Origin of the sequence: Mycobacterium sp. MOTT36Y (assembly GCF_000262165.1) — a bacterium.
GTDB lineage: Bacteria > Actinomycetota > Actinomycetes > Mycobacteriales > Mycobacteriaceae > Mycobacterium > Mycobacterium intracellulare.
On record NC_017904.1, the window covers coordinates 1,292,676 to 1,317,273 of the forward strand.

The 24,598-nt window shown below is 68.8% G+C and carries 17 protein-coding genes and 1 pseudogene; 8 read left to right on the plus strand and 10 right to left on the minus strand.

Annotated elements, in window-relative coordinates:
• Positions 1 to 5: 5 nt before the first annotated feature.
• Positions 6 to 1,205, plus strand: coding sequence for an NADP-dependent malic enzyme (locus W7S_RS06300; protein ID WP_014711078.1), 1,200 nt, complete (start codon positions 6 to 8; stop codon positions 1,203 to 1,205).
• Complete coding sequence (locus tag W7S_RS06305; RefSeq protein ID WP_014711079.1) at positions 1,202 to 2,074, plus strand: glycine betaine ABC transporter substrate-binding protein; 873 nt, start codon at positions 1,202 to 1,204, stop codon at positions 2,072 to 2,074. Before W7S_RS06300 ends, W7S_RS06305 begins: the two co-directional genes overlap by 4 nt.
• A 5-nt stretch (positions 2,075 to 2,079) precedes the next feature.
• Here the strand turns inward: W7S_RS06305 and W7S_RS06310 are convergent, their stop codons facing one another.
• From W7S_RS06310 to W7S_RS06325, 5 genes and pseudogenes are all read right to left on the minus strand, one after another.
• Positions 2,080 to 2,931, minus strand: a complete 852-nt coding sequence (locus W7S_RS06310; protein ID WP_014711080.1) for an SDR family oxidoreductase — start codon at positions 2,929 to 2,931, stop codon at positions 2,080 to 2,082.
• 111 nt (positions 2,932 to 3,042) lie between these two features.
• Complete coding sequence (locus tag W7S_RS06315; RefSeq protein ID WP_014711081.1) at positions 3,043 to 3,870, minus strand: SDR family oxidoreductase; 828 nt, start codon at positions 3,868 to 3,870, stop codon at positions 3,043 to 3,045.
• Between the two features lie 81 nt (positions 3,871 to 3,951).
• Entirely contained in the window at positions 3,952 to 7,605 is a 3,654-nt protein-coding gene (locus W7S_RS06320) for a multifunctional oxoglutarate decarboxylase/oxoglutarate dehydrogenase thiamine pyrophosphate-binding subunit/dihydrolipoyllysine-residue succinyltransferase subunit (RefSeq protein WP_369751723.1), read from the minus strand.
• A pseudogene (locus tag W7S_RS27760) lies at positions 7,541 to 7,675 on the minus strand (hypothetical protein); the annotation flags it as partial. The gene W7S_RS06320 and the pseudogene W7S_RS27760, both read right to left, overlap by 65 nt.
• 292 nt (positions 7,676 to 7,967) lie before the next feature.
• The gene (locus W7S_RS06325) at positions 7,968 to 8,747 is read right to left on the minus strand and encodes a hypothetical protein (protein WP_029385054.1); all 780 of its coding nucleotides are present in this window, start codon (positions 8,745 to 8,747) and stop codon (positions 7,968 to 7,970) included.
• A 273-nt stretch (positions 8,748 to 9,020) separates the two neighbouring features.
• On the opposite strand from W7S_RS06325, the gene W7S_RS06330 reads away from it, so the two are divergent.
• The gene (locus W7S_RS06330; RefSeq protein ID WP_170320557.1) at positions 9,021 to 11,033 is read left to right on the plus strand and encodes an MFS transporter; all 2,013 of its coding nucleotides are present in this window, start codon (positions 9,021 to 9,023) and stop codon (positions 11,031 to 11,033) included.
• Positions 11,034 to 11,038: 5 nt separating this feature from the next.
• Here W7S_RS06330 and W7S_RS06335 read toward each other — a convergent pair whose 3' ends face one another.
• Together W7S_RS06335 and W7S_RS06340 are read right to left on the minus strand one after the other, a co-directional pair.
• Complete coding sequence (locus W7S_RS06335) at positions 11,039 to 14,461, minus strand: TM0106 family RecB-like putative nuclease (protein ID WP_008254681.1); 3,423 nt, start codon at positions 14,459 to 14,461, stop codon at positions 11,039 to 11,041.
• Between the two features lie 60 nt (positions 14,462 to 14,521).
• Positions 14,522 to 15,124, minus strand: a complete 603-nt coding sequence (locus tag W7S_RS06340) for an LppP/LprE family lipoprotein (RefSeq protein WP_036429163.1) — start codon at positions 15,122 to 15,124, stop codon at positions 14,522 to 14,524.
• A 99-nt stretch (positions 15,125 to 15,223) separates the two neighbouring features.
• Here W7S_RS06340 and W7S_RS06345 point away from each other — a divergent pair, with 99 nt between their 5' ends.
• Together W7S_RS06345 and W7S_RS06350 are read left to right on the plus strand one after the other, a co-directional pair.
• On the plus strand, positions 15,224 to 16,927 hold the full coding sequence (locus W7S_RS06345) for a DEAD/DEAH box helicase (RefSeq protein WP_008254685.1): 1,704 nt from the start codon (positions 15,224 to 15,226) through the stop codon (positions 16,925 to 16,927).
• Entirely contained in the window at positions 16,924 to 18,063 is a 1,140-nt protein-coding gene (locus W7S_RS06350; protein ID WP_008254687.1) for an acyltransferase, read from the plus strand. Before W7S_RS06345 ends, W7S_RS06350 begins: the two co-directional genes overlap by 4 nt.
• 117 nt (positions 18,064 to 18,180) lie before the next feature.
• Here the strand turns inward: W7S_RS06350 and W7S_RS06355 are convergent, their stop codons facing one another.
• From W7S_RS06355 to W7S_RS06365, 3 genes are all read right to left on the minus strand, one after another.
• Positions 18,181 to 18,762, minus strand: a complete 582-nt coding sequence (locus W7S_RS06355; protein ID WP_008254688.1) for a TetR/AcrR family transcriptional regulator — start codon at positions 18,760 to 18,762, stop codon at positions 18,181 to 18,183.
• Positions 18,762 to 20,003, minus strand: coding sequence for a cytochrome P450 (locus W7S_RS06360; RefSeq protein ID WP_014711083.1), 1,242 nt, complete (start codon positions 20,001 to 20,003; stop codon positions 18,762 to 18,764). Before W7S_RS06360 ends, W7S_RS06355 begins: the two co-directional genes overlap by 1 nt.
• 114 nt (positions 20,004 to 20,117) lie before the next feature.
• Positions 20,118 to 21,485: an FAD-binding oxidoreductase gene (locus W7S_RS06365; protein ID WP_008254690.1), complete on the minus strand. Its 1,368-nt coding sequence runs from the start codon at positions 21,483 to 21,485 to the stop codon at positions 20,118 to 20,120.
• 65 nt (positions 21,486 to 21,550) lie between these two features.
• Here W7S_RS06365 and W7S_RS06370 point away from each other — a divergent pair, with 65 nt between their 5' ends.
• Genes W7S_RS06370 through W7S_RS06380 form a run of 3 tightly spaced genes read left to right on the plus strand, consistent with a single transcriptional unit; the run spans position 21,551 to position 24,593 of the window.
• On the plus strand, positions 21,551 to 22,387 hold the full coding sequence (locus tag W7S_RS06370) for a uracil-DNA glycosylase (protein ID WP_014379570.1): 837 nt from the start codon (positions 21,551 to 21,553) through the stop codon (positions 22,385 to 22,387).
• Positions 22,384 to 23,514 (plus strand): FAD-binding protein, encoded by a 1,131-nt coding sequence (locus tag W7S_RS06375; protein WP_008254693.1) that lies wholly within the window; start codon positions 22,384 to 22,386, stop codon positions 23,512 to 23,514. The genes W7S_RS06370 and W7S_RS06375 overlap by 4 nt, the downstream gene beginning before the upstream one ends.
• Positions 23,515 to 23,561: 47 nt before the next feature.
• A complete protein-coding gene (locus W7S_RS06380; protein WP_008254695.1) occupies positions 23,562 to 24,593 on the plus strand; it encodes an LLM class flavin-dependent oxidoreductase in 1,032 nt (343 codons plus the stop codon).
• Positions 24,594 to 24,598 lie beyond the last annotated feature (5 nt).

Below are 24,598 nucleotides of genomic sequence, written 5' to 3' on the forward strand. Positions count from 1 at the left end.
ACCCCGTGTCCGAATTGCTTGAATCGATACAGACGCAGGCCGAGGATGGCGCCATCACCGACGCCGAGATCTTCGACGCACACGTAGGCGGCAAGCTTTCGGTCAGCCTGACGTCCCCGCTGGACACCCAGCGCGCGCTGTCGATCGCCTATACCCCCGGCGTGGCGCAGGTCAGCCGTGCGATCGCCGCCGACCACGCTCAAGCGGCCCGCTACACCTGGGCGAACCGGCTGGTGGCGGTGGTCAGCGACGGCAGCGCGGTGCTCGGCCTGGGTGACATCGGGCCCGCGGCGTCGTTGCCCGTCATGGAGGGCAAGTGCGCCCTGTTTCAGGCGTACGGCGGGCTGAACGCCATCCCGATCGTGCTCGACACCAAGGATCCCGACGAGATCGTCGAAACCCTGGTGCGCCTGCGCCCGACGTTCGGCGCCGTCAACCTCGAGGACATCTCCGCGCCGCGCTGCTTCGAGATCGAACGCCGGGCCATCGAGGCGCTGGACTGCCCGGTGATGCACGACGACCAGCACGGCACGGCCATCGTGGTGCTGGCCGCGCTCATGGGCGCCAGCAAGCTGCTCGGCCGGGACATGAACTCGCTGAAGGTGGTGGTGTCCGGGGCCGGCGCCGCCGGTGTCGCGTGCACCAATCTCCTTATGGTGATGGGTGTTTCGGACATCACCGTCCTCGACTCGCGCGGAATCCTGCACACCGCTCGGGACGACATGAACGACGTCAAGGCGGCCCTGGCGCGGCGCACCAATCCCGACGGCCTGACCGGCAGCGCGGCGGAAGCCCTCCGCGGCGCGGACGTGTTCCTCGGCCTGTCGGGCGGCGTGGTCCCCGAAGAGATGATCGCCACGATGGCACCCAACGGGATCGTGTTCGCACTGTCCAACCCCGATCCGGAGATCCACCCCCAGATCGCGGCCAAGTACGCCTCGGTGGTGGCCACCGGCCGCAGCGACTTCCCGAACCAGATCAACAACGTGCTGGCATTCCCCGGGGTGTTCCGCGGCGCGCTGGAGGCGGGTGCCCGCCGGATCACCGAGAAGATGATGGTCGCCGCGGCCGAGGCGATCTTCTCCGTCGTCAGCGACGACCTTGCCCCCGACCGGATCGTCCCCAGCCCGCTGGACCTGCGCGTCGGGGAGGCGGTTGCCGCGGCCGTGGCGATCGCCGCCGACACTTCCGTCTCCGGGGGGTGAAAATCGGCAGGCTGGCGGCACCGCTGCTCGCCGCCATACTCGCCGTTTCCGGTTGCGCGACCGACACCGGCGGCGATCCTCGCGCCCGCGCGGAGGTCGTGATCGGGTCCCGGTCTGATGCCGAGTCGGCGCTGCTGGCCGGCATCTACGTGGCCGCCTTGCGGTCCTACGGATTCGGCGCGCGGTTCCAGCCGACCACCGACCCGAAGGCCGAATTGGATTCGGGCGCAATCACCGTCGTTCCCGCCTTCACCGGCCGGGTGTTGCAACGCCTGCAGCCAAGCGCCACGGCGATGTCCGACAAAGACGTCTACCGAGCGATGATCGCCGCCCTACCCGAGGGCATCGTGGCGGGCGACTACACGACCGCCGCCGAGGACAAACCCGTGCTGCTGGTGAGCCGGGCCACCGCCAAGGCATGGGGCGGCAGCGACGTCAGCGCGGATTTGAGCACGCTGCCGCGGCACTGCGCCGATCTCGTCCTCGGGACCGTCGCCGGCCACCGGGCGCCGTCGGCCATCGGCCCCTGCCGCCTTCCGGATCCGCGTGAATTCCCGGATGGCGCAACGATGTTCGCGGCGGTCGCGTCCGGACGGCTGACCGCGGCATGGACGACCACCGCCGACCCCGGCGTCCCCGCCGACCTGGTCGCGCTGGCCGACACCAAGCCCACGCTGATCCGGGCCGAGAACGTAGTGCCGCTGTATCGGCGCAACGCGCTCAGCGAACGGCAAGTGCTGGCGATCAACGAGGTGGCCGGCGTGCTCGACACCGCGGCCCTGGTTGACATGCGCCGGCAGGTGGGTGCCGGCGCCGACCCGCAGGCGGTGGCGGCGGGCTGGTTAGCCGAGCACCCGCTGGGCCGCTGAACAAATCAGCGCTTGGGCAGCAGCCGGTGCACGACCTGCTGAAGCCGGCTCATCACCGGCCCGCCCAGCAGCAGCTCCGGCCGCGAACCCGTCAGCCGCACGACGAGGTCCATCGCCTTGACGTCCGGCCCCACCAGCACCCGGGCCTTGTTCTTGCGCACCCCTTCGAGGATGAGCTGAGCAGCCCGCTGCGGCGTGGTCTTGGCCTGCTGCTCCTCGAACAGGCTGGCCAGCTCGGCGTGGTCGAGCCCCTCGACGCCGGTGGCGTTGCGGGCGAACGCGGTTTTGATGCCGCCCGGATGCACGGTCGTCACCCGCACCGGGTGACCGGCGCGCGCCATCTCCTGGTGCAGCGCCTCGGTGAACCCGCGGACGGCGAACTTGGCCGAGACGTACGCCGCCTGGCCGGGCGCGGAAAACAGGCCGAGCGCGCTCGAGATGTTGATGACGTGTCCGTCCCCGGAGGCGATCAGGTGCGGGAGGAACGCCTTGGTGCCGTTGACCACGCCCCAGTAGTCGACGTCGATGACGCGTTCGATGTCCTTGAAACGGCTGTCCTCGATAGAACCGATGAACGTGATGCCGGCGTTGTTGTAGATCTGGTTGACCGCGCCGAAGTGCTCGTTGACCGCGTCGGCGTAGGCGAGGAAGGCGCTGCGCTCGGTCACGTCGAGCTGGTCGGATTTGACCGGCGCGCCGATCGCCGCCAGTTGGTCTGCGGTCTGCGCCAGCCCTGCGGTGTCCACGTCGCTGATCGCGACCTTGGCGCCGGCGCGACCGAGCTCGACCGCCAGCGCCTGGCCGATGCCCGAGCCCGCGCCCGTGACCACGGCGACCTTGCCGGCGAACCCATCCATGCAACACTCCCTCGACCAGGCTTGACCGCGTTGAGGCTAATCGTTACCAGCGATGGTGGCTAGCGCAGGGCGAAACGGTGAACGCGCGCGCCCGTCACACTGAGAGATCGATCACTGCTTCGGCAGCAGCCGGCCCATGACGGGCCCGAACAGCTGCTGATACCCCGAACCCGTCAGGCGCACCAAGATGTCCAACACCTTGGCGTCCACGCCGACGAGCACCCGCGCCTTCTTCTTGCGCACCGCGTCGAGGATGATCTGGGCCGCGCGCTGCGGGGTGGTCTTGGCCAGCCGCTTGTCGAACAACTTGGCCAGCTCGGCCTGGTCGAGGCCCTCGGCGGTGGTGGCGTTGCGGGCGATCGCGGTCTTGATGCCGCCCGGGTGCACCGTGGTCACCGCGACCGGGTGGCCGGCGGCCACCATCTCCTGGCGCAGCGCCTCGGTGAAGCCGCGGACGGCGAACTTCGCCGAGTTGTAGGCCGCCTGCCCCGGCACCGAGAAGAGCCCGAACACGCTGGAGACGTTGATGACGTGCCCGTCGCCGGACGCGATCAGGTGCGGGAGGAACGCCTTGGTGCCGTTGACCACGCCCCAGAAGTCGACGTCCATCACGCGTTCGATGTCCTTGAACTGGCTGACTTCGACGTCGCCGGTGAAGGCGATCCCGGCGTTGTTGTAGATCTGGTTGACCGTGCCGAAGTGCTCTTTGACCGCGTCGGCGTAGGCCAGGAACGCTTCGCGTTCGGTCACGTCGAGGCGATCCGCCTTGACCTGGGCGCCGATCGCCTTCAGCTGCTCCTCGGTCTGGGCCAGGCCCTCGAGGTCGACGTCGCTAATGGCCACCTTGGCCCCCGAGCGCCCCAACTCGACGGCCAGCGCCTGCCCGATACCCGAACCCGCGCCCGTCACCACCGCGACCTTGCCGGCGAATCCTTGCATGAGCACCCTTCCTAGTCGGCCCGTTTGCGTCGAGGCTAGCCGGTACCGGCGGTCCCACTCTCTTCGGGTGTGAACGGCGAATCAGCCGAAGGCCGTGTCGATGATCTCCTGCTGCTCGACGGCGTGCACCTTCGACGAGCCCGACGACGGGGCCGACATCGCCCGGCGGGAAATCCGCTTGAGCCCGGTCAGCTTGTCGGGCAGCAGCTCGGGCAATTCCAGGCCGAAGCGCGGCCACGCGCCCTGGTTGGCCGGCTCTTCCTGGACCCAGAAGTACTCCTGGACGCTCGGGTAGCGGTCCAGCGTTTCGCCCAGCCGGCGCTTCGGCAGCGGGGCGAGCTGCTCGATCCGCACGATCGCCACGTCGTCCCGGTTGTCCTTGGCCTTGCGGGCCACCAACTCGTAGTAGAGCTTGCCGCTGGTCAGCAGGACCCTGCTGACCTTGCCGCGATCGCCGATGCCGTCCTCGTAGGTCGGCTCCTCGAGCACCGAGCGGAACTTGATCTCGGTGAAGTCCTTGACGTCGCTGACCACCGCCTTGTTGCGCAGCATCGACTTGGGCGTGAACACGATCAGCGGGCGCTGCACGCCGTCGAGGGCGTGCCGGCGCAACAAGTGGAAATAGTTGGACGGTGTGGACGGCATCGCGATCGTCATCGAACCCTCCGCCCACAGCTGCAGGAAGCGCTCGATGCGGCCGGAGGTGTGGTCGGGACCCTGCCCTTCGTGGCCGTGCGGCAGCAGCAGCACCACGTTGGACAGCTGGCCCCACTTGGCCTCGCCGGAGCTGATGAACTCGTCGATGATCGACTGCGCGCCGTTGACGAAGTCCCCGAACTGGGCTTCCCACAGGACGAGCGCGTCCGGGTTGCCCACGGTGTAGCCGTACTCGAAGCCGACGGCCGCGTATTCCGACAGCGGGGAGTCGTAGACCAGGAACTTGCCGCCGGTGGGGGTGCCGTCGGGGTTGGTCGCCAGCAGCTGCAGCGGCGTGAACTCCGCGCCGGTGTTGCGGTCGATGATCACCGAGTGGCGCTGCGAGAAGGTGCCGCGCCGGGTGTCTTGCCCCGATAGGCGCACCAGCTTGCCCTCGGCCACCAGCGAGCCGAGCGCCAGCAGTTCGGCGAAGGCCCAGTCGATCTTGCCCTCGTACGCCATCTCCCGGCGCTTCTCCAGGACCGGCTGCACCCGCGGGTGCGCCGTGAAGCCCTCGGGTAGCGCCAGGAACGCGTCACCGATGCGGGCCAGCAGCGCCTTGTCCACCGCGGTGGACAGGCCCGCGGGCAGCATCTGGTCGGCCTCCACCGATTCGCTGGGCAGCGCGCCGTGCTTCTCCAGCTCGCGGACCTCGTTGAACACCCGCTCGAGCTGGCCCTGGTAGTCGCGCAGGGCGTCCTCGGCTTCCTTCATCGAGATGTCGCCGCGGCCGATCAGGGCTTCGGTGTAGCTCTTGCGGACCCCGCGCTTGATGTCGACGACGTCGTACATGGCGGGGTTGGTCATCGACGGGTCATCGCCTTCGTTGTGCCCGCGCTTGCGGTAGCACAGCATGTCGATGACGACGTCCTTCTTGAACTCCTGCCGGAAGTCGACGGCCAGCTTGGCCACCCACGCGCACGCCTCCGGGTCGTCGCCGTTGACGTGGAAGATCGGCGCCCCGATCATCTTCGCGACGTCGGTGCAGTACTCGCTGGACCGTGAGTACTCCGGCGCGGTGGTGAAGCCGATCTGGTTGTTGGCGATGATGTGGATGGTGCCGCCGACGCGGTAACCGGGCAGGTGGGTCAGGTTGAGGGTCTCGGCGACCACGCCCTGACCGGCGAACGCCGCGTCGCCGTGCAGCATCATCGGCACCACCGAGAAGGCCTTGTCGTCCCCCTGGTCCTCGGCGCGCCTGTCCAGCAGGTCCTGCTTGGCGCGCACCAGGCCCTCCAGCACCGGGTCGACGGCTTCCAGGTGCGACGGGTTGGCGGTCAGCGACACCTGAATGTCGTTGTCGCCGAACATCTGTAGGTACACGCCGGTGGCACCCAGGTGGTACTTGACGTCGCCGGAGCCGTGCGCCTGCGCCGGGTTGAGGTTGCCCTCGAACTCCGAAAAGATCTGTGAGTACGGCTTGCCGACGATGTTGGCCAGCACGTTGAGCCGGCCACGGTGCGGCATCCCGATGACGACCTCGTCGAGCCCGTGCTCGGCGCACTGGTCGATCGCCGCGTCCATCATCGGGATGATGCTTTCCGCGCCCTCAAGTGAAAACCGTTTCTGCCCAACGTATTTGGTCTGCAGGAAGGTCTCGAAGGCCTCGGCCGCGTTCAGTTTGCTCAGGATGAACTTCTGCTCGGCCACCGTCGGTTTGACGTGCTTGGTCTCGACGCGCTGCTGCAGCCACTCCTGCTGCTCGGGATCGAGGATGTGGGTGTACTCCACGCCGATGTGGCGGCAGTAGGCGTCGCGCAGCAGGCCCAGCACATCGCGCAGCTTCTTGTACTCGGACCCGGCGAAGCCGTTGACTTTGAACACCCGATCGAGATCCCACAGCGTCAGGCCGTGGTTGAGGATCTCGAGGTCGGGGTGGCTGCGGAACCGGCTGCCGTCCAAGCGCAGCGGGTCGATGTCGGCCATCAGGTGGCCGCGATTGCGGTATGCCGCAATCAATTCCATCACCCGGGCGGTCTTGTCGACGATCGAGTCCGGATTGTCGGTGCTCCAGCGCACCGGCAGATACGGGTTGCCCAGCTCGCGGAAGATCTCGTCCCAGAACGCATCCGAGAGCAGCATCTCGTGGATCGTGCGCAAGAAGTCGCCGGATTCCGCGCCCTGGATGATGCGGTGGTCATAGGTCGAGGTCAGCGTGATCAGCTTGCCGATCCCCAGCTCGGCGATGCGTTCCTCGCTGGCGCCCTGGAACTCGGCGGGATACTCCATGGCGCCGACGCCGATGATGGCGCCCTGGCCGTTCATCAGCCGCGGCACCGAGTGCACGGTGCCGATGGTGCCCGGGTTGGTCAGCGAAATCGTCACGCCGGCAAAGTCTTCGGCGGTCAGCTTGCCGTCGCGGGCCCGCCGCACGATGTCTTCGTAGGCGGTGACGAACTGCGCGAACCGCATGGTCTCGCAGCCCTTGATGCCGGCCACCACCAAGGAACGCTTGCCGTCCTTGCCCTGCAGGTCGATCGCCAGCCCCAGGTTGGTGTGCGCCGGGGTGACGGCGGTGGGTTTCCCGTCGACCTCGGCGTAGTGCCGATTCATGTTCGGGAACTTCTTGATCGCCTGCACCAGCGCGTACCCGAGCAGGTGGGTGAACGAGATCTTGCCGCCGCGCGTGCGCTTGAGTTGGTTGTTGATGACGATCCGGTTGTCGATCAGCAGCTTGGCGGGAACGGCGCGCACGCTGGTCGCCGTCGGCACCTCCAGCGACGCCGACATGTTCTTGACGACGGCCGCCGCGGCGCCGCGCAGCGTCTGCAACTCGTCGCCTTCGGCCGGCGGGGGGGGCGGCGGCCTTCGCGGGGCGCGCCGGGACCCCGTTGCCGGCGGCCGTGCTGACGGGGGGCGCCGTGCTGGCGGGGGGCGCGGGCTTGGGGCTTTCGGGGGCCGCCGGGGCCGGCTTGGCGGGGGCCGCGGCCGGCCGGCCATCGCCGCTGGTCGGGGTGGCCGTCGCCGCCTCGCCCGTCGGCTCGGGGTTGTAGTCGACGAGGAACTCGTGCCAGCTCGGATCCACCGACGAGGGGTCATCGCGGAACTTGCGGTACATCTCCTCGACCAGCCATTCGTTTTGACCGAATGGTGAACTTATGTTGCTCACGACCGCAGTTCGCCTCAATCCCTTTGTCCTACAGGGCCACCGCAGCTATCGCGCGGTGCCTGCACCCTCGTCTGCCCGGCGCGCCGAGCACCTCATATCCATGGCGGTACCCATTGCTGCCGCCCTATAAAGGCTAACCTCTCGCCACCAATCCGCCAGGGCGACCGGGGGCCTCGGGGCGGGGGCTAGCCCGACGGCGGCGACCCGCCGCGCCCGGCTGGGACTATGCGGCGACCCGCTGCGCCCGGCTACGCCGCGCTGGCGATCGCCCCGGCCGCGCTTGCGATCGCCGCTAGCCGGCTTCGTGGATCGGGGGCACCAGATGCAGCGCGCGGGGCCAGCGCCCGGGTGGGGGGCCGAACGCCCGGTTGGCGTTGCGGACCATCTTCTTGCCGGCGAGGTAATTGCCGACCGCTCCCACCACGACCCCGATCCCGACCGGCAGCAGTTTGCCGAACAACAGGGCGCCCCTCCGCACCGTGTACTTCCTGACCCACGACTTGAGCAGCCGCGAGTTCAGTCCCGACATCGACGACAGCGGAAGCGCGGCCAGGCTCTCGGAGATCCAGCCGCCGTTGGTGCGCCGCGGACCGATCAACTGCGTGACGGCTTGCTCGCTGTTGTCACCGACGAGCACCGCCAGCACCAGGGCGCGGCGCCGTTCCCGGTGATCGGCCGGAATGTCGTGGACCACCGCGACCGCCAACACGAAGAACGCGGTGGCCTCGAGGAACGTCACCGTTTCCGCCGCCGCCGCGGACAGGGCACTCAACGTGCCGATTCCGGGGACGGTCGCCGCGGCTCCCACCGCAACACCGCCGGCCGTCACCATGGCCACGTAGCGCTTCTGCAGCTTGGCCAGGATCTCGGCCGGGCTGGCATCGGGATCGGCGTTGCGCAGCCGGGTCACATAGGCCTCGGCGGCGGGGCCCTGTATCCGCGAGCTGCGCTCGATGACCTGCGCCAACGCCCGCGCGGACATCTTGGGCCGACCGTTCTTGCCGGTCGGCGCCTCTCCCGCGTTGGCCATGGTGAATAACCGCTTCGGCGACCTGTTCCGTCGGGCCCGCATAGTGTCTCTCCTGCAAATGGGGTTCTTTCAGGCTAACGTGCCCGCGGCAAATCCTGACGCCGTTATCGACGCCCACCGGATCCGTGGCTGCCGGCCCTCTTGCGCCGCCGGGAATAATGCAGGCTGGATGTCTGCGACGGCCGTGCCGCCGGCCGGTCGTCGTGGTGAACGGTTCGCCGCGCGCGCGGTCGATGACCTGGGAGTTCAGGCCGATCGACCGGACGGGCCGATGCGGCGTAACGGCATCGTCGGGAGCGAAACGAGGTGGGGTGGATGACCACGGCTGCGCCCCGCATGCCCGGGGGTGAGCGGCGTGCGGGTTCCGGGCCGACGCGGGCCGCCCATCGTTGGGATTTCATCACCCGCAGCTCGCCGCACTCGCAGAATCCCTGGAACCCGCTTTGGGCGATGATGATCGGCTTCTTCATGATCATGGTCGACTCGACCATCGTCGCGATCGCAAACCCGACCATCATGGCCAACCTGCACATCGGCTACGACACCGTGGTCTGGGTGACCAGCGCCTACCTGCTGGGTTACGCCGTCGTGCTGCTCGTGGCGGGCCGCCTCGGCGACCGGTTCGGCCCCAAGAACCTGTACCTGATCGGCCTGGTGGTCTTCACCGTCTCCTCGGTGTGGTGCGGGCTGTCGGGCAGCGCCGCCATGCTGATCGCGGCCCGCGTCGCGCAAGGTGTCGGAGCCGGCGTGCTCACCCCGCAAACCCTGTCGACGATCACCCGGATCTTCCCGCCGCAGCGGCGCGGCATCGCGGTGAGCCTGTGGGGGGCCACCGCGGGAGCCGCCAGCCTGGTGGGCCCGCTGGCCGGCGGTGTGCTGGTCGACGGGCTGGGCTGGCAGTGGATCTTCTTCGTCAACGTCCCGGTCGGCGTGATCGGGCTGGCGTTGGCGTACTGGCTGATCCCGGTGCTGCCCACCCAGTCACACCGGTTCGATCTGATCGGGGTCGGGCTGTCCGGGGTGGGCATGTTCTTGATCGTGTTCGGGCTGCAACAGGGGCAGGCCGCGCATTGGGAGCCGTGGATCTGGGCGTTGATCGTCGCGGGCTTCGGGTTCATGACGGTGTTCGTGTTCTGGCAGTCGGTGAACCCCCACGAGCCGCTGATCCCGTTGGTGATCTTCGGTGACCGCGACTTCAGCCTGTGCAACGTCGGGGTGGCCATCGTCTCGTTCGCCGCGACGGCCATGATGCTGCCGCTGACGTTCTACGCCCAAGCCGTCTGCGGGCTGTCGCCGACGCGCTCGGCCTTGCTGATCGCGCCGATGGCGATCGCCAACGGGGTGTTCGCGCCGTTCGTCGGCAAGATCGTCGACAACTACCATCCCCGGCCGGTGCTCGGCTTCGGCTTTTCGGTGCTGGCGATCGCGCTGACCTGGCTGACCTTCGACATGTCGCCGACGACCCCGATCTGGCGGCTGGTCTTGCCGTTCTTCGCGATGGGCGTCGGCATGGCGTTCGTGTGGTCGCCGCTGACGGCGACCGCGACGCGCAACCTGCCGGCGCACCTGGCCGGTGCGGGCTCTGCGGTGTACAACTCCGTGCGCCAGCTCGGCGCGGTGCTCGGCAGCGCCGGCATGGCCGCGTTCATGACCTGGCGGATCACCGCCGAGATGCCGCGGCGGCCCGCCGGTGGGGGCATCGACGAGGACGCCGTCACGTTGCAGCTGCCGCGGTTTCTGCGCGAACCGTTCGCCGCCGCGATGTCGCAGTCGGTGCTGCTGCCGGCGTTCATCGCGTTGTTCGGGATCATTGCCGCCCTGTTCTTGGTGGGCTTCGCGCCCTGGTCCCGCACCGGCCGGGGCGGCGACCCCTTCGGGCCCGACGAGGATGACATCGTCGACGACGACTACGACGACGACGAATACGTCGAGTTCGTCCTCGTGCGCGAACCCGATGTCGGGCGCGGCAACCGGCCGTCAGGGGAGCGTGCTCATGCGGCGGCCCCGCCACCCGCCGCGGTGCGGCATCGGGGCCCGGACGATTCGTGGCACCGTGTGTTCGACGAGCCGGTTGCGCGGGCACAGCCAATTGGATTTGCCCACAACGGGTCTCATCTGGACAGCGGAAAGCGCCTCCGTCAGGTGCCGGTGCGGCGCTCGGTCAAGCCCAGCCCGCCGGTCGACCGGCTCACCCGACCGCCGCGCCGCCCCCACCGGGGTCCGTCGGGCCACCACTTCACCGACGGCGACCCGCTGCGGGGCCAGCACCACCGCCCCGATCCCGACGACGATCCCACCGGTCACGGCCGGCACTCGTCGGGCAATTAGGCGCCTCAGCGCAGATCGGGTTGGGTGAGCGCCAAGAACGCGCCCAGATCGATCAGCCCCGCGGGTGTGGCGGGCAGGTACTCCGTCAACGACGGCGACCGCGCGATCACCGCTGCATATTGGGCCCGGCTGACCGCCACGTTGAGTCGATTCCTGTTGAGCAGGAAGGAGATTCCGCGCGGTACCACGTCCATGGAGGACACCGTCATCGAGATGAACACCATGGGCGCCTGTCCGCCCTGGAACTTGTCGACGGTCCCCACCCGCACCCCGCCGAGCCCGGCGGAGCTCAACCGGCGACGCAGCAGTGCCACCTGGGCGTTGTAGGGCGCCAGCACCAGCACATCGGCGGCCGTCAACGCCCGGCGGCCGTGCTCATCGGTCCACGACGCGCCGAGCAGTCGCCCGATCTCGGCGGCGATCGCGTCGGCCTCCTCGGGACTTTCGGTCGAATTGCCCTGGTGCTCAACCGAAAGCAGCTGCACGCCCGGCCGATGCCCGTCCAGGCGGCGGGCGGCGGTGCATTCGTGGGAGCGCAGCCTGCCCTCGTAGGACAGCGCCGAGACCGCGGCGCAGACGGCCGGGTGCATCCGGTAGGAGAGGTCCAGGAAGTAGCCACGTTCGTCGGGCAGGGTGCGCCGTCCGTCGACCAGCCAGTCCAGCGCCGAGGTGTCCACCGGCTCGGGATGGGTGCCCTGGCTGACTTGCGGCAACTGCTGAGGGTCTCCGAGCAGCAGCAGGTTCGCGGCGGCCGGGGCCACGGCGATGGTATTGGCCAGACAGAATTGGCCGGCCTCGTCGATCACCAGAAGATCCAAACTCCCCGGCGGTATCCGGTTGGCGTTGGCGAAATCCCATGCGGTGCCGCCGATCACACAGCCCGGCGTATCGGCGAGGAAGGCCGCGTACGCGCCGCCGTCGATCTCCTGCCAGCGCGGAGCCTGGTGGTCGTAACGCTTCTTCGCGACGCGGTGCGGATCCAGGCCGGCATCGATCACGCAGTCCAACAGGTTTTCCACCGTGGCGTGCGATTGCGCGACGACACCGACGCGCCAGCGGTGCTGGGTGACCAGGTGCTGGATCACCCGCGCGGCCGTATGCGTCTTGCCGGTGCCGGGCGGCCCGTGCACCGCCAGGTACGACGAATCCAGATCGAGCAGCGCGGCGGTGATGTCGGCTGTGATGTTCGAGGTGCCGCCGCCGCGCGGCAGCGCAGCGCCGCTGCGCGTGCGGGGCGCGCGGCGCAGCAGGACGTCGACGATGGCGCTGTCGGGCAGGCGCGGCAACCCGGCGCCGACCGCGGCCGCGGTCGCCTGGATCGACTCCCGCAGGGCCGTGGTCGGAATGGGCGGGCCCGGCGTCAGCGCGAAGGGCAGCTGGTGAAATGGCTTGCCGTCGCCGCCGACTCGTTCGAGGACGACCACCGTGGTGGGCACCGCCGGGTCGTCGGCCTCGACGACCGTGGCCCGTCCGGCCGCCCGCCGGTCCGGGCTGTCGGTCATGCCGGGCGGCGCCGGCGGTTTGTACAGCGCAAAGACGTCGCTCTTGAGATCGCCGCGCGCCAACTCGCCGCGCAGCTCGAGCCGTCGCTGAGGTTTGCGCGCGCGGGGCGGCGTGTGCCAGTCGACGCTGACGGACGCCTCGTGGGCGACGAAAACGTCGGTGTTGTCCGCCCATTCGTCGACCGGGAAGTTCAACCGGTCGAAATGCGCCCACCAGAAGGGCTTGTCCTCGCGACGGTGATAGCCGTGCGCGGCGGCCACCAGCGCCACCGCCGTCTGCTCCGGGGTGCGCTCGTCGATGCCGGCGGCCCCGGTGAACGCCGCCAGGGTCACCGCCAGTTCGTCGCGGTCCTCGACGGTGTTGCCGTCGCCGACGGGCTGGGCGCCGATCGGTACGACACCGGATTCATAGGCGCGCAACATCAGCCAGTTACGCAGTTCCTGTGTCGACCGGCAGTCGTAGTGGTTGTAGTCCTCGATCTCCTTGAGCACGGAGGCGGCCTCGTCGCCGCGGCCCTCCGCGCGCAGTTCGCAATAGCGCGCGTAGGAGGTGATCGAACCGGTCGCCGTGGTCACGTCGCCCGCGCGCAGTCGGGACCCCATGTAGAGCGGTTCGAGCGCCTTGAGGCTGAATGACTCCGCGCCCACGCGAATGCTCCTGCGCACCAACGGATAAAGGTCGACCAGCGTGCCGCTGCGCAGCAGTTCGTCGACCTCGTCCTCGCCGACGCCGTAGCGCCCGGCGAGCCGCAGCAACGCGGTCTTCTCGTAGGGCGCGTAGTGGTAGATGTGCATGTTGGGGCGGCGCCTGCGGCGCTTGGCCACCATCGTCAAGAAATCGGTCAGCGCCTTGCGTTCGTCTGCCCGGTTGTGCGCCCACAGCGGGCGAAACCGGCCCGTAGGCCCGGCCTCCAAGACGCCGAACAGATATTCCAGGCCCCACTCGCGGCCGTCGGCGGTCCACAGCGGGTCGCCTTCGAAGTCGAAGAACAAATCACCGGGGTCCGGCTCGGGGAGCAGCGCCAGCGGCTGCGTGTCGATGACCTGGACCTGCGGAACGCCCGTATCGCGTTGGCGCACTTGCAGTTTCGCCTGGGTGGTCAAGGCGGTGACGACACCCGCGGCCAGCTCGGGAACCGGCCCGCTGTGGGCGGCAAGTTCGGTGACGGTGGTGATGCCGGCCTTGAACAGCTTGTCCCGCTGGCTTACCCGCAGGCCGGCGACCAACAGCACGTCGTCGGCGGCGCGCAGCTGCTCGATGCACGACGGGCAATGAAAACAGGCGGCCACGCTTTCGTCGTCCCACCGCACCGCGGCGCCGCTCGCATGGTGGTCGTCGAGCAGCCGCTGCAGCCGCACCCGCTGCAATCGGTAGACCGGGACCAGGTCGCTGACGCGGTGCCGCACGGCCGTCCCGTCGCCGAGCCGCAGTTCGGCCTCGGGCGCGACGGGCACACCCGAGGCCGCCAGCACGTCGGCGTAGGCGGCCAGTTGCAACAGCGCGGTCACCTTTTCGGAGTGGGCCAGCTTGGTGTCGACAACCCGATACTGCTCGCCGTCGCGGACCAGAAAGTCGGCGAATCCGAGGAAGCGGCCGTCGAACATCGCGGCCTGATACACCGCGGGGGCGTGGTCGGCGACGGCGCGCAGCGTCGCGTCGGTGGCCGCCGCCAGCCCGGCGGGTGTGTAGGCCGGGCGGCCGATGACCGCGACGGCATCGCCGAATCGCTCGCGCAATCGGGCGAGCTCGCGCCGCTCATGCTCGTCGCCGAGGGTGGCTGTCCGCGTGAGCAGTTCGTCCTCGATCGCGGTCGCCGGCCCGCGGCCGAGTTTGGCGTCGAAGTCCCGCAGCAGCGCGAATTCGCAGCGGGCGGCGGCGGCAAGGTCCGACGCGCTGTAAACGATGCTGTCGCCGGTCACGAACACTGGAGCCACTGTAGGACAGGGCTCCGACACGATGGTCGCGCCGGGCGGGCGTGCCCGGGATCAATGCGCGGGCGTATTGCCGATCAGTTCGACGGCGTTGCCGTTCCAATGAAACTTCACGTGGGTGTTGAGGCCCTGGATCCCGCCCGGATAGGTCAGCGCCACCGTGTCGCCCGTGGTTTGCGCCGGGTCGATGCCGCTGAAGCCGTAGGTGTCGGGGACGCCCTGCGGGATGAATTGGCCGAGGTGGAACAGCACCGCGCGGGTGGTGGGGCTGACCGCATTGGTGTTGGCCTTGATGATCACCGCCGACAGCTGCGCGCACTGGTTGTAGTTGCCGGCCAGCGGCTCGGGATTCCACGGCTGCTGGCTGCGCGGGTCGCGTGGCAGTTCGGACACCACCTTCGCGATGGTGGGCGAGGCGAGGTTGACCGCGCATGGATCGGCCGGTGGCGCGTTGCCGGGCTGGGCGGCCGGCAATGGCGTGGCCGGGGCCGTGATCGACGGGGTCTCAGAAGTCCTTGCCTGCGGTGTCTTTGCGACTGTGGAATCTCCTGAACCGCAGCCGGTCAACGTGGCGGCGATCAATGCAACAGCGGCCGAGCAGGTCAGTGGCTCGGTACGACACGGTAGCGACCACACATCGACGCACCGTACCGTCATCGGCGCCGCGGGTGTGGCAGGCGTGGCCGAGGCCCGCTCGGCTGTGCTGATGATCACGCGGACCGCCGGACAGCCGGTCACCACTAGACTTCTTGGGCGATGACCCTCTCAGACAGCTCGACCGGGGCTGCCTCTACGACGTTTGCCGACCTGCAGATCCACCCCTCGGTGCTGCGGGCGGTTGCCGACGTCGGCTACGAATCACCCACCGGCATCCAGGCCGCGACGATCCCGGCGCTGATGGCGGGCTCCGACGTGGTCGGGCTGGCGCAGACCGGCACCGGCAAGACCGCCGCGTTCGCCATCCCCATCCTTTCCAAGATCGACGTCACCAGCACCGCCACCCAAGCCCTGGTGCTCGCCCCGACCCGGGAACTGGCCCTGCAGGTCGCCGAGGCGTTCAGCCGGTACGGTGCCCACCTGCCCAAGATCAACGTGCTGCCGATCTACGGCGGCTCGTCCTACAGCGTGCAGTTGGCCGGGCTGCGGCGCGGGGCGCACGTGGTGGTCGGCACGCCCGGCCGGGTGATCGACCACCTCGAACGGGGGACGCTGGACCTGTCCCACGTCGACTACCTGGTGCTCGACGAGGCCGACGAGATGCTCACCATGGGCTTCGCCGAAGAGGTCGATCGCATCCTGTCGGAGACCCCGGAATACAAGCAGGTGGCACTGTTCTCCGCGACGATGCCGCCCGCGATCCGCAAGCTCACCACCAAGTACCTGCACGACCCGCTCGAGGTCAGTACCAAGGCGAAAACCGCGACCGCCGAGAACATTTCGCAGCGCTACATCCAGGTCGCCGGTCCCCGCAAGATGGACGCGCTGACCCGGGTCCTCGAGGTCGAGCCGTTCGAGGCGATGATCGTCTTCGTCAGAACCAAACAGGCCACCGAGGAAGTCGCCGAAAAGCTAAGGGCGCGAGGTTTCTCCGCCGCAGCCATCAACGGGGACATCCCGCAGGGCCAGCGCGAGCGGACCGTCGCCGCCTTGAAGGACGGCAGCATCGACATCCTGGTCGCCACCGACGTGGCCGCGCGCGGACTCGACGTGGAGCGGATCTCGCACGTGCTCAACTACGACATCCCGCACGACACCGAGTCGTACGTGCACCGGATCGGGCGCACCGGCAGGGCCGGACGTTCGGGCACCGCGCTGCTCTTCGTGTCGCCGCGAGAGCGCCACCTGCTCAAGGCGATCGAAAAGGCCACGCGGCAAACGCTCACCGAAACCGCCTTGCCCACCGTCGAGGACGTCAACGCGCAACGGGTGGCCAAGTTCGCCGATTCAATCACCACCGCGCTCGGGGCCCCCGGCATCGACCTGTTCCGCAAGCTGGTCCAGGACTACGAACGCGAGCACGACACCCCGATGGCCGATATCGCCGCCGCGCTGGCCCTGCAATCCCGCGACGGCGAGGAATTCCTGATGGCGCCCGAACCTCCGCCCGAGCGTCGCGAGCGGCGCACCGAACGCCGCGATCGCCCCGAAAAGCCAAGGTCTACACGGCCGTTCGCCACCTATCGCATCGCGGTGGGCAAGCGCCACAAGATCGGTCCGGGCGCCATCGTGGGCGCCATCGCCAACGAGGGAGGGCTGCATCGCAGCGACTTCGGCCACATCGCGATCGGCCCGGACTTCTCGTTGGTGGAACTGCCGGCCAAGTTGCCCAAGTCGACGTTCAAAAGGCTTGAGCAGACCCGCATCTCGGGGGTGTTGATCAACCTTCAGCCGGACAGGTCCTCAGCCAAGGCCCGCGGCGGCCGGGACGGCGGGAAACCGCGCAGGAAACACGGCGAATGACGCTGTCCGAAGAACAGGACGCCCAGGGCGGGCTCGAGCAGACCTCGCGCGTCGACCGCGTCGCCTCGCTGACGGGCGTCCGCGCCGTCGCCGCGCTGCTCGTCGTCGGCACCCACGCGGCCTACACCACCGGCAAATACACCCACGGCTATTGGGGCCTGGTCGGTTCCCGGATGGAGATCGGGGTGCCGATCTTCTTCGTGCTCTCCGGTTACCTGCTGTTCCGTCCGTGGGTGAAGTCCGCCGCAACCGGCGGCCCGCCGCCGTCGCTGAGTCGCTATGCGTGGCACCGGGTTCGGCGCATCATGCCCGCGTACGTCGTCACGGTGTTGTTCGCCTACGTGCTGTACCACTTCCGCGAGGCGGGGCCCAACCCCGGGCACTCGTGGCTGGGGTTGGCGCGCAACCTGACGCTGACCCAGATCTACTGCAACGGCTACCTGGGCAAGTATCTGCACCAGGGGCTGACCCAGATGTGGAGCCTGGCCGTGGAGGCCTCGTTCTACGTCATCCTCCCGCTGCTGGCCTACCTGCTGCTGGTGTTGATATGCCGGCGGCAATGGCAGCCGAAGCTGGTGCTGGGCGCCCTGGCGGGGATGGCGTTGATCAGCCCGGCGTGGTTGGTTCTCGTGCACACCGATCACTGGTTTCCCGACGGCGCCCGGCTGTGGCTGCCCACCTACCTGGCCTGGTTCCTCGCCGGCATGATGCTCACGGTGTTGCAGGAGATGGGTGTGCGCGCGTACGGGTTTGTGGCCATCCCGCTGGCGATCATCAGCTATTTCATCGCGTCCACGCCCATCGCCGGCGCGCCCACCACCTCCCCGGCGACGCTGAGCGAGGCGTTGTTCAAGACCTGTTTTTACGCGGTGATCGCCGCACTGGCGGTGGCGCCATTGGCGCTGGGTGATCACGGATGGTATTCGCGGCTGTTGGCCAGCCGCCCCATGGTATGGCTGGGGGAGATCTCCTACGAGATCTTCCTGATCCACCTGATCACCATGGAATTCGCGATGGACTACGTGGTGGGCGCGCGCGTGTACACCGGTCCGATGCTGTATCTGTTCGTCGCGACGCTGGCGCTGACGATCCCGTTGGCGTGGCTGCTGCACCGATTCACGCGCGTGCGCGACTAGCGCCTTTGCCCGCCTCCCAGCGACAAGCGCATTGCTCAGCGCGCCGAGCCGACGTTGCTTGGAGGCGGGCGCTGAGGACATTGCTTCCGGCCCGGGAGCGCGACGAATCCGGCGGCCCTAGCCGCGGGCGGACACCGGCGCCACGATCGGCACGACGAATTCCTCGATCATCGCCCGCTCGTCGGCTTCGTCGTGGCCCGGGAACAGCAGCATCGACACGATCACCCGGACCACCCAGCGCGCCCGGCGCTCCACCACCGCGGGATCATCGGCTCCCAACGAGTTCAGGAACGCCGCCGCCAGGGCCGCGATCACGTCGGACTGGCCCGCCAACTCGCCGCCGACTGGCGGGCGCGTCGTGGCGAACCACGACGCCAGCGCGGGACTCTCGCGCACCATTTGCAAGGTGACCAGGATGCTCGCGACCAGTCTTTCGTGCGGGTCCTCGATGCCGCCGGTGCGCGCGAGGATGGCGCGGCCGAGCCGGTGGGTCTCGCGGTGCACGTACGCGGTGCGCAATGCCTCGCGATTCTCGAAATACCGGTACAGCGTCGCTCGGGAACACCCTGCGGCCCTGGCGATTTCGTTCATGCCGATCGAATCCGAGTCGCGCTGGGTATAGAGTTCCTCGGCCGCGTCGAGTATCCGGTCGGCGGCCGCTTCGCTGCGCCGCGCGGAAAGCCAGTCGTTTCCCGGCATCAGGACCCCACTCGAATCGGCACCGACAGCGGCCGCCGCACGTAATTGCCCCCGGCCCAGGCGATCCCTGATTCGTCGACCTCGAAGTCGGGGCATCGGGCCAGCAGCTCGGTGAGCGCCACCCGGGACTGCATCCGGGCCGCGGCGGCGCCCAGGCAGTGGTGCGCGCCGTGGCTGAACGTCAAAATGTTGCGCGGGCACCGGGTCACGTCGAGTTCGGCCGCGTCGGGCCCGTATTGGCGTTCGTCGCGGTTGGCCGACCCGTACAGCAGCAGCGCCCTGCGCCCGGCGGGAATGGTGGTGTCGCCGATCGTCACCTCGCGGGTGGTCGTGCGCGCCAACCCCCGGACCGGTGAGGTCATCCGCAGCAGCTCCTCGACAGCGTCGGTGATCAATTCGGGGTTGTCCACCAACAACTTTCGCTGATCGGGACGCTCGTGCAGCAGCGGCATCGAGCCGCCGAGCATGCCGGTGACGGTGTCGTTGCCGCCGGTCACCATCGTGAATGTGAACGCCAGGATCGACAGCGTGCCGGCGACGTCACCGTCGGCGCCCACCCCCGCGGTCACCAGGTGGGAGATCGTGTCGTCCTCGGGGTCGGTGCGACGACGTTCGATCAGGCCGGTGAAGTAGGCCATCATCGACCCGACCGCGTCGCCGACGGTCTCCAGTGCCCCCGCGACGCCGCCCTCGGCGGTGTTGGCCGCGACGATCGCCTGGGTCCAGCCGTCGAACTGCACCCAGTCCTCTTCGGGCACACCGAGATAATGCGCGACCACCATCGACGGCAGCGGTTTGAACAGCTCGGTGACGATGTCACCGCCGCCGGCCGCGCGCAACCCCTCGATGCGCTCGACGACGAATTCCCGCACCTTGGGTTCCACCGCCTCGACCTGCCGCGGCGTGAACCCGCGCGACACCAGCTTGCGGAACTGGGTGTGCACCGGTGGATCCTGCATCACGAACGGTGGATTGTCTTGCAGGCCAATCAGTTCCAGATCGTCATAGTTGACGGTCAGGCCCTTTGCCGAGGAGAAGGTTTCGTGGTCGCGGGCCGCCGCCCACACGTCGGCGTGCCGCGACAACACGTAGTAGTCATGCTCGGGAGAATTCGCCGGAACGACGTGGTGCACGGGGTCGTGGTCGCGCAGCGCGCGGTACATCGGCCACGGGTTCGACCAGGTGGCGGCGGTCGCGAGCTGGAAGGCGACCGGTGCGTTCTGAGACATAACAGCAGCCATGTCTTATTCGTACGACAGCAGCCGAGATATGTCAACCGCCCGGCGACGCCAGTGCTCGGCCAGCCGGGCAGTCGACATCGATTTCCCGGCCAGCCGGGCGCTCAGCAGCCAGAACTAAATGCCCGACCCGGGGTTGAGGATGCCCTTCGGATCCAACGCCTGCTTGATGCGCCGGTTGAGGTCCATCACCTCGGGCCCGAGATAGCCAGCCAGCCAGGGCCGCTTCAACCGGCCCACCCCGTGCTCGCCGGTGATCGTGCCGCCGAGACCGACGGCCAGGTCCATGATCTCGCCGAATGCCAGGTGGGCGCGTTCGGTCATGTCGGCATCGGCGGGGTCGTAGACGATCAACGGGTGGGTGTTGCCGTCGCCGGCGTGGGCGATCACCGAGATCATCAGGTCGCGTTCGGCGGCGATGCCGGCGATCCCGGTGACCAGCCGGCCCAGCGCCGGAAGCGGCACGCCGACGTCCTCGAGCAACAGCGATCCCTTGGCTTCGACGGCCGGGATGCAAAACCGCCGCGCGACGACGAATGCTTCGCCCTCGTCGGGATCGTCGGTCGAAAATACTTCCGTCGCAGCGTTTTCCGCCAAGACCTTGGCCATGATCTCGGCGTCCTCGCTACCGGCGCGGCCGCGCTCGTCGGACCCGGCCACCAGCATGGCCGCCGCCCCGCGGTCCAGGTCCATGCGCAGGGTGTCCTCGACGGCGTTGATCGCCACCGAGTCCATGAACTCCAGCATCGAGGGGCGAAGCCGGGCGGTGACCCCGAGCACCGCGTCGACCGCGTCCTGCACCGAGGCGAAGGTGGCGACGACGACGCTGGACGCGTTCTGCTTGGGTACCAGCCGCAGCGTCACCTCCGTGACGACGCCCAGCGTGCCTTCGCTGCCGACGAAGAGTTTGGTCAGCGACAGGCCCGCGACGTCCTTGAGCCGCGGCCCGCCCAGCCGGACCGCGGTCCCGTCGGCCAGCACCACCTGCATGCCCAGCACATAGTCGGTGGTGACGCCGTACTTCACGCAGCACAGCCCCCCGGCGTTGGTGGCGATGTTGCCGCCGATGCTGCAGATCTCGAACGAGGACGGATCCGGCGGATACCACAGGCCGTGTTCGGCTGCGGCCTTTTTCACCTCGGCGTTGAACAGCCCGGGCTGGCATACGGCGGTCCGCGTCACCGGGTCGACCGAGATGTCTCGCATCTTCTCGGTCGAGAGCACGATGCAGTTGTCCAGGGCGGTCGCCCCGCCGGACAGGCCGCTCCCGGCGCCCCGGGGCACGACGGGCACCCGATTAGCGGTGGCCCAGCGCAGCACGGTCTGCACCTCTTCGGTGCGCCGCGGTCGCACCACGGCCAGCGGTTTGCCGGCCGACGGGTCGAACGCGCGGTCTTGGCGATAGCCCTCGGTCACGGTGGGATCGGTGACGACCATCCCGTCGGGCAGGTCGGCGATCAGGCTGGCCAGGGCGTCAGAGCTCACGGCCCGATAGTAAGCCCGTGTCGCGGCCCCGGACGGTGCCCGGGTCTGCACGACGTGGCCACTGAATGCAGGATGTTCATGTGCTCGACCACCCGCGTACCGGCCAGCCGTTCGACTCTCCGGTTGGCGCGGGCACCGGATGGCCGGGTGACCCGGCCACGCCGCAGACCCCGGTGGCGGCCGATGCCGCTCGGGTCGTCGCCCTCGCGGAACAGGCCACCTCGATCCCCGAGCTCGACGCCCTGGTCAGCGTGTGCCGGGCCTGTCCGCGGCTGGTCGACTGGCGCGAGGAGGTGGCGAGGGTCAAACGGCGGGCCTTCGCCGACCAACCGTATTGGGGCCGGCCCGTACCCAGCTGGGGAGCGGCGCGGCCGCGGCTGCTCATCGTCGGGCTGGCGCCCGCCGCCCACGGCGCCAACCGCACCGGCCGGATGTTCACCGGCGACCGCTCGGGCGACCAGTTGTACGCGGCGCTGTACCGGGCCGGCCTGGTGAACCAACCGACCAGCGTCGACGCCGCGGATGGGTTGCGGACCAACCAGATTCGCATCGTCGCGCCGGTGCGGTGTGCGCCTCCGGCCAACGCCCCGACCCCCGCCGAGCGGGACACCTGCTGGCCCTGGCTGCAGGCCGAATGGCAGCTGGTGGCCGACCACGTCCGCGTGGTCGTGGCCCTCGGCGGATTCGGCTGGCAGATCGCGCTGCGACTGCCGGGCACCTCCGGTAGAGCCGCGAGACCCAAGCCCCGGTTCGGCCACGGCGCCGTTGCCGACCTCGCCCCCGGGGTGCGGTTGCTCGGCTGCTACCACCCGAGCCAGCAAAACATGTTCACCGGTAGGTTGACACCGGCAATGCTCGACGACATCTTCCGCGACGCGAAAGAACTGGCAGGGATCAAGTGAGCGAGATTCTCGTTTCCGGCGCCAGCGTGGCGGGCACGGCGGCCGCGTTTTGGCTTGGGCGGCACGGCCATTCGGTGACCGTGGTGGAGCGCCATACCGGGCCGCGGCCGGGCGGCCAGGCGATCGACGTTCGCGGCCCGGCGCTGACCGTGCTCGACCGCATGGGGCTGCTGGCCGCCGCCGAGAAGCGCAAGACGCAAATCCGCGGCTCCTCCGTGGTCGACCGTGACGGCAATGAACTGTCGCGCGACACCGAATCGACACCCACCGGCGGGCGCATCGACAGCCCCGACATCGAACTGCTGCGCGACGACTTGGTCGAATTGCTTTACGGCGCAAGCCAATGGACGACCGATTACCTATTCGACGACACCATCACCGCGTTGGAGGCCGATGGTGCGGCCGTTCGCGTCACCTTCGAGCGTGCCGCACCACGGGAATTCGACCTCGTCGTCGGCGCCGACGGATTGCATTCCAACGTGCGGCGATTGGTGTTCGGGCCGGAGGAGGATTTCATCGAACGGCTGGGCACGCACGCGGCGATCTTCACCGTGCCCAATTTCTTGGACCTGGACCACTGGCAGATGTGGCACTACGGCGACTCCACCATGGCGGGGATCTACAGCGCGCGTCACAACGCCGAGGCCCGGGCCATGTTGGGTTTCATGGACCCGGAGCTGCGGATCGACTACCGCGACACCGAAGCCCAGTTCGCCGAGCTGGAGCGGCGGATGGCCGGGGAAGGATGGGTTCGCCCCCAACTGCTGGAGTACATGCGGACCGCACCGGACTTCTACTTCGACGAGATGTCGCAGATCAAGATGGACCGCTGGTCGCACGGCCGCGTGGTACTGGTCGGGGACGCCGGGTACTGCTGCTCGCCGCTGTCAGGACAGGGCACCAGCGTCGCGCTGCTGGGCGCCTACATCCTCGCCGGCGAGCTTAAGTCCGCCACCTCGGACGGGACCGCCGACCACGAGCGCGGATTCGCCAACTACCACCGCGAATTCGCCGACTACGTGCAGCGCAATCAATGGCTGGTCGTGGACAACATTCCCGGCGGCGCACCGATACCGCAGGAGGTGTTCGACCGCATCGTCTCCTCGATCACCCTCAAGGACTACTAGGGCCGGGGTTCGGGAACGTTTGCCGGCCCGCGCACGTTGACGCCATCGTGCGTCTTTCCGTCCTTGATCTCATCCCGGTGCGCACCGACCAGACGACCGGCGACGCCCTGGCGGCCACCGTGCAGCTGGCGCAGGCCGCGGATCGGTTGGGTTTTACCCGCTACTGGGTCGCCGAGCACCACAACATGCCTTCCGTCGGTGCCACCAGCCCGCCGGTGGTCCTCGCCTATCTGGCACCACAGACCTCGCAGCTACGGCTCGGCTCGGGTGGGGTGATGCTGCCCAACCACGCGCCGCTCGCGGTGGCCGAACAGTTCGCGCTGCTGGAAGCGGCCGCCCCCGGACGCATCGACCTCGGCATCGGCCGGGCGCCGGGATCCGACCCCGTGACCTCCTACGCGCTGCGGGGCGGGCAGGACGGCCGGGACATCGAGAACTTCCCCGAATACCTCGACGACGTGGCGGCGCTGATGAGCGCGCGCGGCGTGCGGGTTCCGCTGCGCTCGGGCGACTACACGCTCAAAGCCACCCCGGCCGCCGCGACCGAACCGCGGCTGTGGCTGCTGGGTTCGTCGATGTATTCGGCGCATTTGGCCGCCGCCAAGGGGCTGCCGTACGTGTTCGCACATCACTTCTCCGGCAAGGGAACCGAAGAGGCGCTCGAGGTGTACCGCGCCCGATTCACGCCCAGCGCGTTTGCCGCTGAGCCGCGGACGTTTCTGACGGTCAACGCCGCGGTGGCCGAAACCCAGCAGGAGGCAACGGCGTTGATGCTGCCCAACCTGCAGATGATGGCCAGGCTGCGGACCGGGCAGCCGCTCGGGCCGGTGCCGCTGGTGGAGGATGCGGCGGTGGCCGCGTTGACCGGACAGCAGCAGGCGATCGTCGACAGTGGTCTGCGACGCGCCGTCCTGGGGACGCCGGCGGAGGCCGCCGAGCAGATCCGCGCGCTCGCCGAACACTTCGGCGTCGACGAGGTGATGGTGAACCCGGTGGCCTCGGCCCGCCGCGGCACCGACCCCGCCGCCGCACCGGCGCGCGTCGCGACGCTGGAGTTGTTGGCCAAAGAGCTGTTCTGAGTCCC